Raw genomic sequence first — 15,609 nt, forward strand, 5'->3', positions numbered from 1 at the left:
GCTCCTGTGGTGAAACGTGTTGGAATGCCGACTTATGGAAGTCACCCTGAACAGCTTGGCTGACACCTCGACAAGTGCACGGAAAGCGGTACAAATCGTCGTGAGGTTGCAGTAGGGATGAGCGTTGTGGAACGGGGACAGAAAGAGCGTGGCCCGCATAAGCCGCAGCGATCGCCGATCGTTCTTACACCTCATCGCCTTGAGGAGGACATTCAGACAGAGCCCGAGACCTCGCGGCCGCCAGTCAACGTGCTGCCACCCCGGGTGGTCGGGTGGGCCGTGCTGGCCGGTCTGGCGACAGCCGCCATTGTCGGCGTTTTCATGCAATCCCGGCAAGACCGTCAGCCCGCCGACCAGGTTCTGACCGATGCGGCCAGGGCTGCACGACTTGCCACGTTCCAGTCTCATGGGCCGTTGCGATTGAGCGCGGTTCCGGATGCCGCCCGCCTCGAGGTTCTGGCACAGATGGGCATGGAGCCCCAGGCAAGGCAGGCTCTTGAACAGGACCTTGTCGAAGGTCGCGCGCATCTGGGCTGGCTCACGCTTTGGGACGACCAGGTGCAGGACGGCGACGTCATTGCCTTAACCGGAGCCGGGTTTTCCAGGACGATCGCCCTGACCAAGCAGCCACAACAGATCGCGGTTCCGATCAGCGGGCAAGGCGATGCGTTTGTGGTGAAGGGGATCCGGGACGGAGGAGCTGGGATCACTGTTGCCGCAACCACTGATGCGGGGACGGTCCCCATGCCAATCATGGCTCCGGGCGAGACGTTCAACCTGATTCTGAGTGGCGCATGATCAACGTAAAGCCCTCGATCTGGGTACGGCCTGTCCTGATCTGTGCCGGCGTCGCCATTCTGGGCGTATGGCTCTTCAGCAACGCCATCATGCTGTACCTCGTCTGTAGCGTGTTCTGGATCGCCCTGATCGCGATCACTCTGCGCAACGTGGCGTATGAGGTAAAGCTCCTGACCTTGATCGTCGTGACCTTGCGCAGGGTCTGGAACGGCGACTGGACGTTGCCCCCAATCCAGACGCGCCCCGCCACGGCAAATGTCACATCGCCCTTAACGCAAAGCCCGCCTGCTCAGGCGTCTGTTCAACGCCAACCTGATCGCAGACGCACCCTCAGCGCTGGGATCAAAGGTATTGAAGGACTACAAGGCCTCGATAGTGTCCGTGGCAGTCTTGAAGATCTGCTGGATGCAACCGAGCATACCGGTATCTTGCGCAGCCGTATGCATGGCCTGTCGCAAGGGACGCTATTTGTGCTGTCAGGTTCGCGTGGTACAGGCCGCATGACCGTGACCGCGAACCTCGCCAAGGTCTTGTACGGCCTTGGCCTGACTCAGGATGACCGGGCTGCCAAATTCGCCCCCGATAGCGGACGTGGCAGGCCTGCCGGCGAACTCTACAGCTCGATCCATGAAGCCGCCACAGACTGGCTCGACAAGCTCGTGGTGTTTGAGGATGCAGACTGGTTGCTGGACGCCGAAGCTGCCGCAGTGGGCAGGGCCTTGTCCGATGTTGCCCAGCTGGCCCCTGGACGCCTCTGGATTGCCATGATCGGAGGACCGGGCTTCGGGCGGCGGCTAAAGACCACCGCAGGGGTCCGAACGGCTTGGGAAAAGGCGTTTGTGATGCGGGACATCCCGTTCCCGGAGCTGGAAGACATCCACGTCGGCATTATACTCGATACCCTCATTGAAAAAAGTGAAACCAGCTGGGACAATCTTGCCAGAAAACGCTTTGTCCGTTCTATTTCCGAGGTGCGAAGTTCCGCCGCTTTTGCCAATGCCATCACCGTGCGGCAGCTGTTTGAAGGCTCATTGGGCGTGGGGATGAGCCGGTTACGCGACAGCAACACCATGACCATCACCGAGGCAGACGTTGAACGGGCTGCCGAACACCTCGCACTATAGAAGGCCGTCATGACCCAAGGACCAATACGCTTCGGCAATGCCTCAGCCTCAGTTGCTACCCGCCGCGACGAGATCCTGCTCCAGGTTCACCAGGAAATGTCCGACATGGTCGGGCTCGAAGAGGTCAAGCGTCAGATTGACCGGATTGCGGATTTTGCCCGCTTTATGAAGGTGCGCCGCGATCGGGATCTGCCCCGCCCGCCAATCAGCTTCCACATGGTGTTTATGGGACCACCGGGAACAGGTAAAACCGAGATCGCCCGCAAGATCAGCCGGATCCTGTATTCGATCGGCATGATCGCCAAACCCAATGTGGTCGAGGTCGATCGCTCGACGTTTACCAGCCAGTATGCCAACGAGACCCCGCAGATCGTCAAGCGGAAGGTCGAGGAAGCCATGGGCGGAGTCCTCTTCATCGATGAGGCTTACACGCTTGCGGGCTCTACGTTTACGGACAGCGGGCAGGTGGACAAGGCCGGTCGCGAGGCCATCGATACCCTGATGAAGGCCATGGAAGATCACCGCGAGCGGCTGATTGTTATCTGCGCCGGCTATACGACCCAGATGAACATGTTCCTCGATAAAGCCAATCCCGGTCTGCGGTCGCGGTTCGGTTTTTTCATAAATTTCCCCTCTTACGAATTCCATGAACTGCGGGACATTTTTGACGGGTTGGTCCGGAGCTACCGCTACACCCTGACCCCCGAAGCCTCTCGCGAGGTCGAGAGCATGATCCGCGACCTAGACCAAATGTCCGGCCACGAATCCTTCGGCAATGCGCGCGACGTGCGCAGCCGGTTCGAGAAGATCGTCATGGCGCAGGCGTCGCGGATCGCGGCCACGACCGACCTTGCAGCGGTTTCCGACAAGGAGCTGCTAACCCTCGAGCGCAGCGACATCGAGGGCGCACAGTGAATTTGATCAAATCCGCGCTCCATCGAACCCGGGTCGAAAACCCGTTGGTGTTCTGGGGCACGGCAGCCATGACCATCTTCACGGCCGTAAGGATGGTTGTCGGGGGAGAAGGGGTGACCGCAGCGCCTTCCAGCCCTGCGGCGACAGGCCCGGCAACTTATGTTTCCCCCTACAAGGCCACCCCACCCGCCGATGCATCGGCCCCCGGGCTCAGAGCCACCGTCCGGACGCCAGTCGCTAACGAACCTGTTGCCAAGCGCCCTACGCGTATGTCTCCCGTGAATCGACCGGAACTCGATCAGGTTGAGATCCAGCCCACTGGACCGGGTTTGAAGCCAAGGGCAGAGCTGCAAGGAATGCAGATCGAGATCGAGACGAATCCCGGCACGATGCGACCGCGTGATCGGCCCGAGCTGAAGCCGGTTGAGGACACCACGCACTGATGTAGTTGAGGAAGGTACTGATGATGGTAAGATTCGTGAATGTGATGGCCGGGCTACTAATACTGCCCTCGTTTGCTGCCGCGCAGCAGGCGCCGTCGGGTGATCAGCAACAGCAGATCCTCCAGCTGTTGCAGGGCATGAACGACAAGTTCGAACGGATGGAGAAACGTTTGGACGCGCTGGAGAACCCGCCGGCTGAATCTGCTGACGCGATCCCTGCAAAGCCAGCGGCAGGCCGAACAAAGGTGACACCGGGATGGCAGATCGAGTTGTTTCCCTACGGAAAAGACGGTCCGCAGGAACTGTCGATAGCCCGAGCCCATGTGCCGATCGGAGAACTGCCGTTCAAACTGAGCCTGAAAGACGGGCCGGTATCCAATTTTGTGCAATATCGAGCCAAAGCCTTATTCAGAGCCGCGTCGTCCGGTAAATATGGCTTTCGGATCACCATGGATTCCACAAGTCATAATACCCGCTTCCTTAACCCCAGTTTGGAGTGTGTGTCGCAGATCAATCTGGACGACCGGGAGGTTCTAGCGCCGGAATGGCGAAAGACAGACTTCGCCGCCTCAGGCGGGGTCGAGCTTGACGCTGGCACCTACGAACTGAGCTACACGGTCAGCTGCACCGGCTTCTTGGAAAAACTGTCTTACACGCCCAACAAAAACACGATCGAGATCGCCCGCAACACAACCATCAACGTGCAGGTGATCGGACCGGACGACGATGATTTTCGCGTTTTTGAGCCTTCGGAGCTTTATACCACAGGCAAATAATTTCGCTGCACCCGGAGAACTGGCACGTTCTTTAGGGCAGCTTATTCAGGTGATTTCGGCCAAGCAGCTCGACTAACGCTGCGTATCCGGCTTGATGACCAACCGCTGGCAAACGGCGTAGGTCTTGTCAGAGAGCCATATGACGACTCTTATTTGAAGGTAACGTGTTTGCGGCCGTGCTTGTCGTTCGACGACACGCATGTCGTGATGCAGCTAACCATTGCCTCGCCATCGGTAAGCCGCCACGAAGTTGGTTTCAGGTTTGGGGATTCAAGGACTGTTTTGCTTTGGACCGTCATGGTCAGGGATCTTGCCTGGTCATCGCAGAGCTCCACCAGGACTTCGTTGTCCGTGATCGGGAAGTGGCTGTGGAGGAGCGTGATCCCGAACCGGTCAAGGCGGCCATGACGCGCCAGCACTTCCCGGATCTCGGCAAGGCAGGCGTGATCATCCGTGCCGAGAGGCGTTACAGCATCAATGTCGGGAAGATCTTGATAGGCCAAGGCAAGCATCATGCGTCCTTTCCGCCACAAGGTGGCGCGTGAAAATCATGGAGAGGTTAGCCGCCAGTCGCATCCGCTCCTATACTGCCGTCAACGAAAGACGCAGTCTATGACAAACCTCGGCCAACAGTGGCGGCAACATGTGCCCGCCAACGATCATAATCACCACCTTCTCCGGCAAGGCATCCAGCAGCGCGAGGAACGTGCCCGGACATGGGTCGCTCAGACCCAGCTCAAGGACCTTCAGTCCGGCATCGACTCCTGCATCAGTCGTGGCAGCGACAGCCTAGCGCTTCCCATCCCCTCGGACATCGCGACGTCGCAGGCTGTACGCGGTTTTATGAACATGTTGAACGATAAGGGGATGCTTGCAGATATCGCGCTGGACGGCGACGAGCCAGGTATCTCGCTGATGCTGATTATGCCTGCGGCCTAGAAACTTCGGCCAGAACTTGGCAGGCGAGCACATGCTCGCCTGCCATATCGATCAGGTGTTCTCGATATCAATGCCGTCGACAGATGTGCCAGTCGCTCTTGCGATGTCCGCCTTCAGGGAATCCAGCGAAGGGTAATGCTTTCCAGAGTCAATATGCAGTGCCTTGATGACGTCGTTGCCGTCATCATCTTCGATGCTGATAACCTGGAATGTGCCGCTTGCGCCGATGCGTTCGGCAGTTTCATAGTCAAGGTAGGTCCGGTAAGTCATTTATTAATCTCCTAATATAATAGTTATTGCAGGTTAGCCTGCATTACTATTTATGTTCCGGAGAGGCTGAGAATGCCCGATTTGGTCATTTATTTGCGTTTTAGGCGAATTATTTTCGCCTTACTTTAGCTTGCGGATGATGCTCTGGCCCAGTAGCTCGACCAGCCCTGCGAACTCCAAAACGGCGTCCGACTTGATGACTAAGCGCTGGCCGATGGCGTAGTTGGTGTCACCGCTGCGCTGGATATAGTCGGCATCAACGATACCCTGCTGATGGGCAAGCAGGTGGCGCTGCTGGAAATAAAGTGCCAGTTTCTCGAGCTGACCCGGTTCTACTAGCTGAGCATAATCAAAGCCCTTGGCCTTCATCCAGAGTTCCGAACCCGCTTCCAGGTTCTGGAACGCGTTGCGCCGGGCCTTCGGGCCGCCGGCGGTTTCATAGAGCTGTTCACAGAGGCGCTGGAAGCACATGACGGTGTCTTGAACCCCCTTTTCTAGGAGGGCATGCGTCATCGTGTTCGCTTCATCGGGACCGAGGGTAGCCCGCAGCGTTTCGCCAAGGGTGGCGGCGGTCCGGACAGTGGTCAGGGTCTGCCGGAAGGTATGGCTTGCTGAATTCTTGCCGCAACTCGGGCAAAAGAACGCTGCACCTATATATGAGTACCGACACTCACAGGTTTCACAGGTGGTGCGAAGTCGCATGGGTTCGGCAGCTTTGACCGGAAGGAGCGCAGCATGGGGGAAGCCTCTGACGTCGAGGGTCAAGCTCAGAAACGAGTTCCTTGACTGGCGGCGCTTCGATGCAGCTGCATCCGCGCGCATGGCCTTGTTGAGGCCTGCCTTGATCTGATCCAACGCATACGCTTTTGCTTCCTCGATCTGCTTGCGGGTAAACCAGTCAGTCGCGGGTGCTGTATGACGGCATGAGGGACAAAAAACCTCCTCGTCGCGGACAATCTCTTTCCAGTCGTCTCCGTGGATCTTGAACTGGAAATAACACTTTTCGTCAGGGCATTCGCGGTCGTAGTAACCTTCTGCATCTGCCTCGACAGGTACAGAGACCTGTGTCGTTTGGGAAAGTTCATCCAACTGGCTAATGAGATTCTTGAACATCACGATCCTCCTTGCCGGTACATATCATGAACGAGTGCCGATCGCGAGTCGCAGGAAGCGTTCGCATCAACTGGCTCGACGTCGGGTTTGTATATGTGATAATGTCCTTTATCATATATAGGAAGATGCTATGAACGAGAAGTCATCCCACACAACTGTTGCTATGCCTCTTAGCGTTACGGACATTCTTACGGCAGTAGAGAAGGTCATGGGTATTTTGGAAAAAACTGTCGGCTACGTAGGCGCGACCAACAATGCCATTCAACGCTACAAAGGACGGAAAGTCGCCGATGCCGTTGATACTCTTGCATTCAAAAGTGACGGCTCCCGGAAACATCTAGAGGCGATAGCCGCTGGCAAAGGTGATTTAAGCGACTTTGAAGGCATCGCCACACGCATGGACCAAACTGGTGAGGACGTTGAAGAGGCTCTAGAACTGATTGAAAAGAGCCGTCGCTTTATCCGCCAACGTTTTGGCCTTGCAGAAGCTAACCGCCTTAACGGACTTATTTATTCAGGCGGAGGAAAGGCTTCTATTCGGCTAGATCTATATATGCTCGCAAGGATGGAAGATCCCCATTTTAGTGCAGATGAAGTCGCTGCCGATGCGCAACGTATCCTTGATAATATACAGTCACTTAATGCTGGACTTGAGCAAGCTCATGACATGCTGATCGAGCTCAAGAAGCGTGATAATGGATAAGCTGGTATCGCGGCCAGAACTGACTGGCATTATTCAGCAGACTTCGCAGACTGGGCGTATACGTTTCCTTGAATTTTTCACCGCCCAGATACGCAATCCAAACACCCGCCGATCCTACGCCAAGGCGACGTCGGAGTTCCTGCACTGGTGCGAAGCGCGTGGTGTAACGATCCTGACTGCTATCACGCCGATGCACGTTGCCGGCTGGATCGAGGAGATGACTCGGACTCATTCGGCGCCGACTGTCAAACAGCGGCTGGCAGCCGTGCGGCACCTGTTCGACTGGCTGGTGACCGGTCAGATCATGCCCACCAACCCCGCTCATTCAGTGCGAGGGCCGGCGCATTCGCGCAGACGGGGAAAAACGCCGGTGCTTTCGCCTGGTGAAGCCCGCCAGCTGCTCGACAGCATTCCGACCGATACCCTGATCGGCAGGCGCGATCGCGCGCTGATCGGGCTCATGACCTACACTTTCGCCCGGATAGGGGCGGCAACAGGTATGGAGGTCCGCGACGTCTATGCCCAGAACCGCCGGCTGTGGGTCCGCCTGAATGAAAAGGGCGGCAAGCAGGTCGAGCTGCCGTGCCATCATTCGCTTGAGGCCTACCTCGACGACTACATTGATATGGCAGGCTTGAAAGATAAGCCGCGTGCGCCCCTGTTCCAGACCATCCGGCGTGGAACCGGTGACTTGTCGGGCAATCCGCTCCCGCAGGCTAATGCCTACGCCATGATCCAGCGACGGGCGCTGGCGGCAGGGATCAGTACGGCGGTGTGCAACCACACCTTCCGGGCTACAGGTATCACCGCCTACCTTAAAAACGGGGGTACCCTCGAGAAGGCCGCCAATATGGCGAACCATTCATCGACGCGGACAACCCAGCTTTACGATCGCCGCAGCGACGACGTAAGCCTGGACGAAGTTGAGAGGATCCTGATCTAGCCGAATTTACAGAAATGCTGAAATCCGTATTTCTGTAAGCCATTCAGACGGGGCGTTGCCCCGGTTCCTGCGCAGCCTGACGGCCGCCTCGGGCTACGCTTCACTACGGCGCAATGAGGAAGCGCGTTCAGCTTCGCCCTCCGGTCCGCCTGTAGCGGACAGGCCTGCGGGTTGACCACCGAGCGGGAGCAGTTAAGCGGCCACCACTCAATACGCACTCAGAAATCGTAATCCGGGCGTAGAGCTTTCCAGGCATCTATCACCTCACCATACTTTTGATTCAGGAGAGTCTCTTCGTTACCCAACAAAGGCGTATCAATCGTTGAGAAAGACTTTCCCCTGATCACATCGAGCATCCGCATGTCCTGAAGGTCATAACGTTTAATGCTCTGAGACATCACCCATAGGCCCAGCCGGGCAGCTTCACCGCTCAATGCCGGCTCTTCGCAAAAATACGGATAGAAGATCCGGTGGCCGTCCTCCCCGATCGTAATTGCGAGTGTGTTCTCTACCTTGAGCGTACCTCTACCCGGAACTTCAAAACGAGCTTTGAGGTTCTCCTGAATAATCGAAAAAGGCTCATTGCGAAGTCGTCGCTTCTGCTCCCACCACATCAGGAAATTTTGCTTTAGGAGATTATAAAGCCGGGTACGCCTCGGATTAGCGGCAATGCGTTCGGCTGTGGCAGCGTTCAGATCTAGATTTCCCATGACGTGTTGCTTGGCATCAGCCCAGAACGGCATATAAAAATCAGGGCCGGACCCACCTTTATGGCCAGCTGCTTTCTTGCGCTCGGAATTTAAATCGATACGCAGGATGCGTTTCTGCAGAGCTTTGTCCGCGTAAGCAGTCTGCAATAGCTTACCTAATCCAACTACTTCCAACGACATATGAGTCCTCCCGCAGGATCTCCACCAGAAGTTATCTGGAAGCAACTGGCAATTGAAAGCGGTAGAAGTCTCTGAAAAACAGCGTGAATCCACAACTAAATCATACTTATAAGAAATTACTGTTACAGTAAGCCTTAAAGAATTTCGCGCAGTCAACCCTGAAAGGGTTCAGCTTTTAAGGTTAGACTGACGTTTGCCTGAAAAGCACACGTGAATGACGATCGCTCCGAAACGTCGGAGACTTACGAAGCGCTAGACGGAACCCGCCGCCTGTGTGATTGTTGTAACAACAATCAAGATGGGGAATGGGATCATGAAGCTGGCGCGACCACACGGGGGACGGCGGAGCAATGCGGGAAGGCCACGCGCGCCGGAAACCAAGGTGGTACGGCTTCCCGTGCCCTTGGCCGACCTGGCGCGCCGACTTGCCGATCGCGGCATCCGCGCCGGCGACATCAACGGCTTTATCGACGTTGAGGGCGTTCGGGCGCAGACCGTGCCGCTGATGTCGACCAGTGCCGCCTGCGGCTTCCCCTCCCCGGCCGACGACTACATGGACCGGCCGCTCGACTTCAACGAGCTGATCATCGAAAACCCTGCCGCCACCTTTGCGGTGCGCGCGTCCGGCGACAGCATGACCGGCGCCGGGATCTTCCCCGGCGACATCGCCGTGGTGAACCGCGCCCGCAACGCCGTGTCCGGCTGCATCGTGCTCGCACTGGTCGACGGCGAGTTCACGATCAAGCGTTACCTGGTGCGCGAGCGCTGCATCCTGCTGCATGCGGAAAACCCGTCCTACCCCGACATCGTCATCAGCGAGGGCCGCGAGTTCGAGGTGTGGGGCGTAATTACGCGCTCGATCCGCATGTTCTAGGCATGCCCGCGCCCATTGCCCTGGTCGACTGCAACAACTTCTACGCCTCGTGCGAGAGAGTGTTCCAGCCGAAACTGCGTGGCCGCCCGGTGGTGGTCCTGTCCAACAACGACGGCTGCGTGATCGCCCGCTCGAACGAGGCCAAGGCGCTCGGCATCGACATGGGTGCGCCTTGGCACCTCAACCGCGACAAGTTCGAGCGGGAGGGCGTGATCGTGCGTTCCAGCAACTACACCCTTTATGGCGACATGAGCGGGCGCGTCATGCGCACCCTTGGCGGGTTCGTGCCCGACATCGAAATCTACTCGATCGATGAGGCGTTCCTGAGCCTTGAAGGCCTGGAAGACCGCATGTACCGGCAGATGCGGGAAGCGCGGGCCGCCGTGCTGCAATGGACCGGGATCCCGGTCTCCGTGGGCATTGCACCTACCAAGACACTGGCCAAGGTTGCCAACCGCATTGCGAAGAAGACGCCGGAGAGCGGCGGGGTGTTGGCGCTGATGACAGAGGTTGAGCAGACCGCCGCCCTGGCCGGACTCAAGCTTACCGACCTGTGGGGACTGGCCTCGCGCATGGAGGCCCGTCTGCATGCGATCGGCATCACGAGCCCATTGCAGCTGCGCGACGCGGACCCGAAGTGGATCCGCACGCAGTTCAGCGTGGTGATGGAACGCATGGTGCTGGAGCTGCAGGGGATCTCTTGCCTGGCGCTGGGACTGGAGGCTGCCGATCGCCAGACCACCATGGCGTCGCGGTCGTTCGGCCGACCGGTGGTGACCCTCACCGACATGCAGGAGGCGGTGGCGACCTACATCAGCCGCGCGGCAGAGAAAATGCGCCGGGAGGGGCTGGTGACCCCTGCCCTGCAGGTGTTCGTCACCACCAACCGGTTCCGCGAACAGGACCGGCAATACACCGGACAGCATACCGTGCACCTGCCGGTGGCGACCTCGGACACCACGCGGCTGATCAAGGCGGCACTCCATGGCCTTCAGCGGATCTGGCAGCCGGGGTTCAGCTACAAGAAAGCTGGTGTGGTCTGCCTCGACCTGCACCGGGCGGAAACCGTGCAGGGCACGCTCTTTCATGCTCCCGACAGTCCGGAGCGGATGCAGCTGATGGCGGGACTGGACGCACTCAACAAGCGCTACGGGCGGGGGACCGTGGGATTTGCGGCGGGTGGGCTGAAGCAGACATGGGCGCTGCGGAGTGAGCAGAAGTCAGCTGCTTATACGACGCAGTGGGCCGAGCTGCTCGAAGCATGACCGGAGCTCGAATAGGCGGGGGATAAGCCTGCTCATGAATAGAACAAAACAGGAACATGTGCTTGCTGGCTGGGTACGAAAGTGCCAGGGTGGCGAAAATTGACACAGAGCAGGACCTGAAATGCACAAGACGGAATTCACGGAGCTGAGGGAACAGGCGGGTCTTACCCTTGAAGAAGCCGCTCTCGTGCTCGAGGTATCCGACCGGACTGCATACCGTTATGAAAGCGGTGCCAGCAACCCTCCCCGCCTGGCCATCTCCACCCTGCGCGCAGCTGCCGGGCAGCGGAGCCATCAGCCCGGACAGCGCAAATTCCGGTTCATCGACCTTTTCGCAGGAATCGGCGGGCTCCGTCTGGGTTTCGAGCCGATAGGCGGTGAATGCGTTTTCACGAGCGAATGGGACAAATACTCCCAGATGACCTACCGCAAGAATTTTCCGGAAGCTCCGGGGCATGTCTTTGCCGGGGATATCCGGGAGTTCACTACCAGCCCGGAAGCGCTGCAGAGAATTCCTTCCCACGACGTCCTGCTCGCAGGTTTTCCCTGTCAGCCATTTTCAATTGCCGGAGTGTCCAAGAAGAATTCCCTCGGACGGCAGCACGGTTTTCTGGATGAAACACAGGGGACGCTGTTCTTCGACGTCGCCAAGATCCTTGAACACCACCGGCCCGCAGCGTTCCTGCTCGAAAACGTCAAGAACCTGCACCGCCATGACAGCGGCAGGACCTTCGCAACCATCATGAACGTGCTTGAAAAAGATCTCGGCTATCATGTCCAGGCGCGGATCGTCAGCTCGGAACCATGGGTACCGCAGAAGCGTGAACGCATCTTCATTGTCGGTTTCCGCGATCCCACGGCATTTTCCTTCGAGACGTTCCAGGTCCCCGCGCTACCTGGTCCAAAGCTTGGAAGCATCCTGCTTCCGCCTGATGAAGTCGGTCCGAAATACACGCTGACCGCCCACCTCTGGCAGTACCTCCAGAACTACAAGGCCAAGCACGCAGCCGCAGGCAATGGCTTCGGCTTCGGGATGTTCGGTCCCGCTGATGTCGCGAGGACCCTGTCGGCACGTTATTACAAGGACGGATCAGAGATCCTGATCGACCAGGGGCCCGGAAGGGTACCGCGCCGGCTGACACCGACGGAGTGTGCACGCCTGATGGGGTTTGAGCGCGACGGCCGGCGGTGGGAAACGGTTGTCTCCGATACCCAGGCATACAAGCAGTTCGGCAACGCTGTTGTCGTACCGGCGGTCGAAGCGGTCGCGCATCATATGGAGCCTCATCTCCTTGAGGCTCTCGGACACGGGTCAAGAGTAGTCAGGCCTTTCCAGCAGCCTGATGTCGAGATTTACAAGAAAGTCGCAGTGAATGGCTGACATCGTCACGCCCGAGGTCAGGAGCCGGATGATGTCCGGTATACGGGGTCGCGACACCAAGCCGGAAATGATCCTCCGGCGCGGCCTTCACGCCATGGGGTTCAGGTTCAGGCTTCACGACCGCAGACTGCCTGGCAAACCTGATATGGTTCTGCCCCGGTACCGTTCCGTTATTTTTGCCCATGGCTGTTTCTGGCATGGGCACGACTGCCATCTGTTCAGGCTGCCCGCAACGCGCACGGAATTCTGGGAGGACAAGATCGGAAAAAACAAGGCTCGTGACAGGGATGCTGTGTTGCAGCTTCTCACTTCAGGATGGAGAGTGGCTACTGTGTGGGAGTGCGCCATGCGGGGGCGGGGACGTCTTGCATCGGATAGTATAGAAACCAGCTTGGCCAACTGGCTGCGTGGTGAAGGCAAGGAGCTGGAATTATCAGGTTATCGCTGTGATTGAGACACTTGATGCACTTTCCGGTCTGATGCGGCAGCATGGAGCTGTCCGCATATATGCCAAGAAGCTTTCACCCAACGACAATTCCAAAAATCAGGTCTATCTAGGCGGAGATTTCACTGCCCTCAACATTCTGCCATACGGAGAAGTCAGCACCGACAGTTCTGAAAAGGCCGGCAGTGTTCGCGACAGGGCCAAATCTCCGGTCAGATTTTACTGGATCGATGGTGGCGGAAAGTTTCTAGCGCCCAACGCCCAGCTGATACTCTATCCGGACTATCCGGAAATCCGCATGTCAGGCTTTCTTCTCGGCTGCCGGAATGCCCCGGCTGAAATCATGAGGGTACGCGACGAAGGACGCGTCCTTTTTTTCGGGGTTACAGCAGATGGCGAAGTTCTAGGGCATGCGGCCGCGGCCGGTAGTCCGCTGGCAAGGGTTCTATATGCCCTCTCCGGCCTCGGTCAGGTTGGCGTTTTTCTGGAAATACCCCTTGCAAAGGAAGACGTAGGTTCGAAGCAGAGACTTCTGGACGTCCTTACGGCGATCTACGCAAAGCATTGGATTTCTTCACAGAAACTCGGGCGTGACGGTATCGCCCGTGCCTATAGCGCCCGCAATGGTGGAGGATACACTCTCGAAGCGGAGCTTGGAATATCACCTAACGGCTATTCCGAACCTGATTATCTCGGCTGGGAGATCAAGCAGTACGCCGTTACCAATTTTGACCAATATCGCCCCACCAGTCCGGTGACTCTGATGACCCCTGAACCGACCGGCGGTTATTACAGGGAGCAGGGTGTGGAGGCATTCCTCAGGAAATACGGGTACGCGGACAAGCTCGGCAAGGCAGGACGTATCAATTTCGGAGGCATATATGCTTCAGATAGGACATACCACCACGAAACCGGCCTTCGGCTGGGTCTGGTTGGTTTCGACGAGAAAACCAGCTTGATTACTGACCTTGATGGTGGGATCGCTCTGATCGACAGGGAAGGAGAATTTGCAGCGCTCTGGAAATACACAGGCATCATCGAGCACTGGAAGCGCAAACATGCGCAGGCCGCCTATGTACCATCACTATTCCGGTCACCGCCGCCGGAGTACCGGTATGGTCCCCGAGTTCACCTGTGCGAGGAAACGGATCTCAACCTCTTCCTGAACGCCATCAGCAAAGGCGTTGTATATTACGACCCTGCCATAAAGCTGGAGGGAGATGGTAGTTCTTCCATGGCAATCAAACGGCGCAGCCAGTTCAGGATCCGTCACGACAAGCTGGAGCAGATGTATCACCGAAATGAGGTTGTTGAGCTTGATCTGTAGAACCTGGATTTTTAGGATCCAAGCAGTAAACTTATGCCTCTAAAGTTCCACTATACCCGGTCTGGAAATGTGACGCGCGTACCTGTGGGTCAGCTGGGATACGAGTTCTTCCCTGAGCCGGTAGGCTGCAATCCACGTATCTTCTTCAGGCCGTGCCCTACTCAGCGAGCAGCTGAGAAAGACAGACAGTTTTCCGGGATTTCCGCCTTCTACCGTGATAATCGGTGAAGACCAAGCCTGCTCCGTCTTTGCCGATTTTGCTTTATGCAGTTTTGCCTGGCCGTTTTTGCTCCCGTCAGGGTTTGTAAATGGCCATTCCAGACCCAGCAGATAAAGCAGTGGTGCATCCTTGGGCTGGGCATGATCACAGGGTGCACCGATCTGTACAAGACGGAACCGGCTACGGCCCCAGTCTTCTGCAGTCATGCCAAAAAACCTGTCGCTGAGGATAAGCTCCTTCGACAGCCCGAAGTGTTCCCTCAAAGACGCCTCAAGCTCGGGAAAAGGGTACTGCACAACGGCGCCGAGATCAGTTGCCTTAAGGGAGGCTGCCTGACCGGGTCTTCCTCTGGAGATATGGATCGCAGTATTGACCGATGCCTGAATAGCTACAGAAGGAGGCTGATGCTGCGGCGGGGGAGCCACAAGTGCCTGTCTCCAGGCATCGCCTGCGACCCCTTCCGGATCGTGTTCGGTTATCCGGTCTGCTAGTATTGGCACAAGAACCTGATTGATGGTCTCACGAGGATTTTCCATTGCACGCCCGATCCCAGAACCTGCTTCGGAAATACGGTGCAGCACTCTCCCAAGTTCTGGGCCGAATGTATCTGAACCACGGCTCGCGGGAGGTACCAGGCCCACTATGGACTTCAGCACCGCATCCATTGCAGCCACCACGTCAGCTTCCCATGAAAATAACGCGCTCATCTGCCGGCTTCCCGACATTTTTTCCAGTATGTCTAACTTAAATTTCTCTGGATCAATGATTTCACCAGTAATTGTGTTTATATATTCACCTTTTGTAAGCTGCTCGCAGAATACTGGCAGGATATCAGGTTTGTCGGAAAGCCGACTGTACAGAAATTCCTTAAATGCCTCATAGTCGGGCTGCTCGGCCCAAAGGATTAGCCCATACGGACCGCTTTCGGGAGAGATCAGCTTCTCAATTACGTCTACGATCGCTGCAAAAGCATTCTGGGCACCGCTGCTGCCCATTGTGACGCCCGCACGCAGGTTCTTGTCTATGAACAGCATGCGGATCCCGGGAAGTGCGCTCCACCCTCCCACACTCTCCTCCTCATAAAGACGCGTGTGGCAGTCATACCGCAAGGCATCAAGACTCTCCTTGATACCTTTCAAATGCTCTGGTTTGTCATCGACAACAACAAAGCGGGAGGACAAGA

17 protein-coding genes are annotated in these 15,609 nt (G+C 57.2%); 12 read left to right on the forward strand and 5 right to left on the reverse strand.

What is annotated here, in order from left to right; all coding sequences use genetic code 11:
- Positions 1 to 117: 117 nt before the first annotated feature.
- From LRX75_RS22630 to LRX75_RS22645, 4 genes are all read left to right on the forward strand, one after another.
- On the forward strand, positions 118 to 798 hold the full coding sequence (locus LRX75_RS22630) for a hypothetical protein (protein ID WP_231816844.1): 681 nt from the start codon (positions 118 to 120) through the stop codon (positions 796 to 798).
- Positions 795 to 1,922, forward strand: coding sequence for a hypothetical protein (locus tag LRX75_RS22635; RefSeq protein WP_231816845.1), 1,128 nt, complete (start codon positions 795 to 797; stop codon positions 1,920 to 1,922). The genes LRX75_RS22630 and LRX75_RS22635 overlap by 4 nt, the downstream gene beginning before the upstream one ends.
- Before the next feature lie 9 nt (positions 1,923 to 1,931).
- Positions 1,932 to 2,837 (forward strand): AAA family ATPase, encoded by a 906-nt coding sequence (locus LRX75_RS22640; protein WP_231816846.1) that lies wholly within the window; start codon positions 1,932 to 1,934, stop codon positions 2,835 to 2,837.
- A 463-nt stretch (positions 2,838 to 3,300) separates the two neighbouring features.
- A complete protein-coding gene (locus LRX75_RS22645; protein WP_231816847.1) occupies positions 3,301 to 4,056 on the forward strand; it encodes a hypothetical protein in 756 nt (251 codons plus the stop codon).
- 149 nt (positions 4,057 to 4,205) lie between these two features.
- Here the strand turns inward: LRX75_RS22645 and LRX75_RS22650 are convergent, their stop codons facing one another.
- Positions 4,206 to 4,571 (reverse strand): hypothetical protein, encoded by a 366-nt coding sequence (locus LRX75_RS22650; protein ID WP_231816848.1) that lies wholly within the window; start codon positions 4,569 to 4,571, stop codon positions 4,206 to 4,208.
- Positions 4,572 to 4,668: 97 nt separating this feature from the next.
- On the opposite strand from LRX75_RS22650, the gene LRX75_RS22655 reads away from it, so the two are divergent.
- Positions 4,669 to 4,995, forward strand: coding sequence for a hypothetical protein (locus LRX75_RS22655; RefSeq protein WP_231816849.1), 327 nt, complete (start codon positions 4,669 to 4,671; stop codon positions 4,993 to 4,995).
- Positions 4,996 to 5,046: 51 nt separating this feature from the next.
- Here the strand turns inward: LRX75_RS22655 and LRX75_RS22660 are convergent, their stop codons facing one another.
- Entirely contained in the window at positions 5,047 to 5,265 is a 219-nt protein-coding gene (locus tag LRX75_RS22660) for a hypothetical protein (protein WP_231816850.1), read from the reverse strand.
- A gap of 120 nt (positions 5,266 to 5,385) precedes the next feature.
- Positions 5,386 to 6,378 (reverse strand): hypothetical protein, encoded by a 993-nt coding sequence (locus LRX75_RS22665; RefSeq protein WP_231816851.1) that lies wholly within the window; start codon positions 6,376 to 6,378, stop codon positions 5,386 to 5,388.
- Between the two features lie 130 nt (positions 6,379 to 6,508).
- Here LRX75_RS22665 and LRX75_RS22670 point away from each other — a divergent pair, with 130 nt between their 5' ends.
- Together LRX75_RS22670 and LRX75_RS22675 are read left to right on the forward strand one after the other, a co-directional pair.
- Entirely contained in the window at positions 6,509 to 7,081 is a 573-nt protein-coding gene (locus tag LRX75_RS22670) for a hypothetical protein (protein WP_231816852.1), read from the forward strand.
- The gene (locus tag LRX75_RS22675; protein WP_231816853.1) at positions 7,074 to 8,024 is read left to right on the forward strand and encodes a tyrosine-type recombinase/integrase; all 951 of its coding nucleotides are present in this window, start codon (positions 7,074 to 7,076) and stop codon (positions 8,022 to 8,024) included. Before LRX75_RS22670 ends, LRX75_RS22675 begins: the two co-directional genes overlap by 8 nt.
- Positions 8,025 to 8,242: 218 nt before the next feature.
- Here the strand turns inward: LRX75_RS22675 and LRX75_RS22680 are convergent, their stop codons facing one another.
- Positions 8,243 to 8,914, reverse strand: a complete 672-nt coding sequence (locus tag LRX75_RS22680) for a hypothetical protein (protein WP_231816854.1) — start codon at positions 8,912 to 8,914, stop codon at positions 8,243 to 8,245.
- A gap of 382 nt (positions 8,915 to 9,296) precedes the next feature.
- On the opposite strand from LRX75_RS22680, the gene LRX75_RS22685 reads away from it, so the two are divergent.
- The 5 genes from LRX75_RS22685 to LRX75_RS22705 all read left to right on the forward strand — a co-directional run bounded on the left by LRX75_RS22685 (position 9,297) and on the right by LRX75_RS22705 (position 14,206).
- Positions 9,297 to 9,788, forward strand: coding sequence for a LexA family protein (locus LRX75_RS22685; RefSeq protein ID WP_231816855.1), 492 nt, complete (start codon positions 9,297 to 9,299; stop codon positions 9,786 to 9,788).
- Between the two features lie 2 nt (positions 9,789 to 9,790).
- A complete protein-coding gene (locus LRX75_RS22690; protein ID WP_231816856.1) occupies positions 9,791 to 11,053 on the forward strand; it encodes a Y-family DNA polymerase in 1,263 nt (420 codons plus the stop codon).
- Between the two features lie 121 nt (positions 11,054 to 11,174).
- The gene (gene dcm / locus LRX75_RS22695) at positions 11,175 to 12,434 is read left to right on the forward strand and encodes a DNA (cytosine-5-)-methyltransferase (protein WP_231816857.1); all 1,260 of its coding nucleotides are present in this window, start codon (positions 11,175 to 11,177) and stop codon (positions 12,432 to 12,434) included.
- Positions 12,427 to 12,888 (forward strand): very short patch repair endonuclease, encoded by a 462-nt coding sequence (locus LRX75_RS22700; RefSeq protein WP_231816858.1) that lies wholly within the window; start codon positions 12,427 to 12,429, stop codon positions 12,886 to 12,888. Before dcm ends, LRX75_RS22700 begins: the two co-directional genes overlap by 8 nt.
- On the forward strand, positions 12,881 to 14,206 hold the full coding sequence (locus LRX75_RS22705) for an MvaI/BcnI family restriction endonuclease (protein ID WP_231816859.1): 1,326 nt from the start codon (positions 12,881 to 12,883) through the stop codon (positions 14,204 to 14,206). The genes LRX75_RS22700 and LRX75_RS22705 overlap by 8 nt, the downstream gene beginning before the upstream one ends.
- 39 nt (positions 14,207 to 14,245) lie before the next feature.
- Here LRX75_RS22705 and LRX75_RS22710 read toward each other — a convergent pair.
- Positions 14,246 to 15,609 (reverse strand): hypothetical protein (locus LRX75_RS22710; protein WP_231816860.1); only part of this gene is annotated, 1,364 nt, incomplete at its 5' end.

The organism is Rhizobium quercicola (genome assembly GCF_021168455.1).
Lineage (GTDB): Bacteria > Pseudomonadota > Alphaproteobacteria > Rhizobiales > Rhizobiaceae > Ferranicluibacter > Ferranicluibacter quercicola.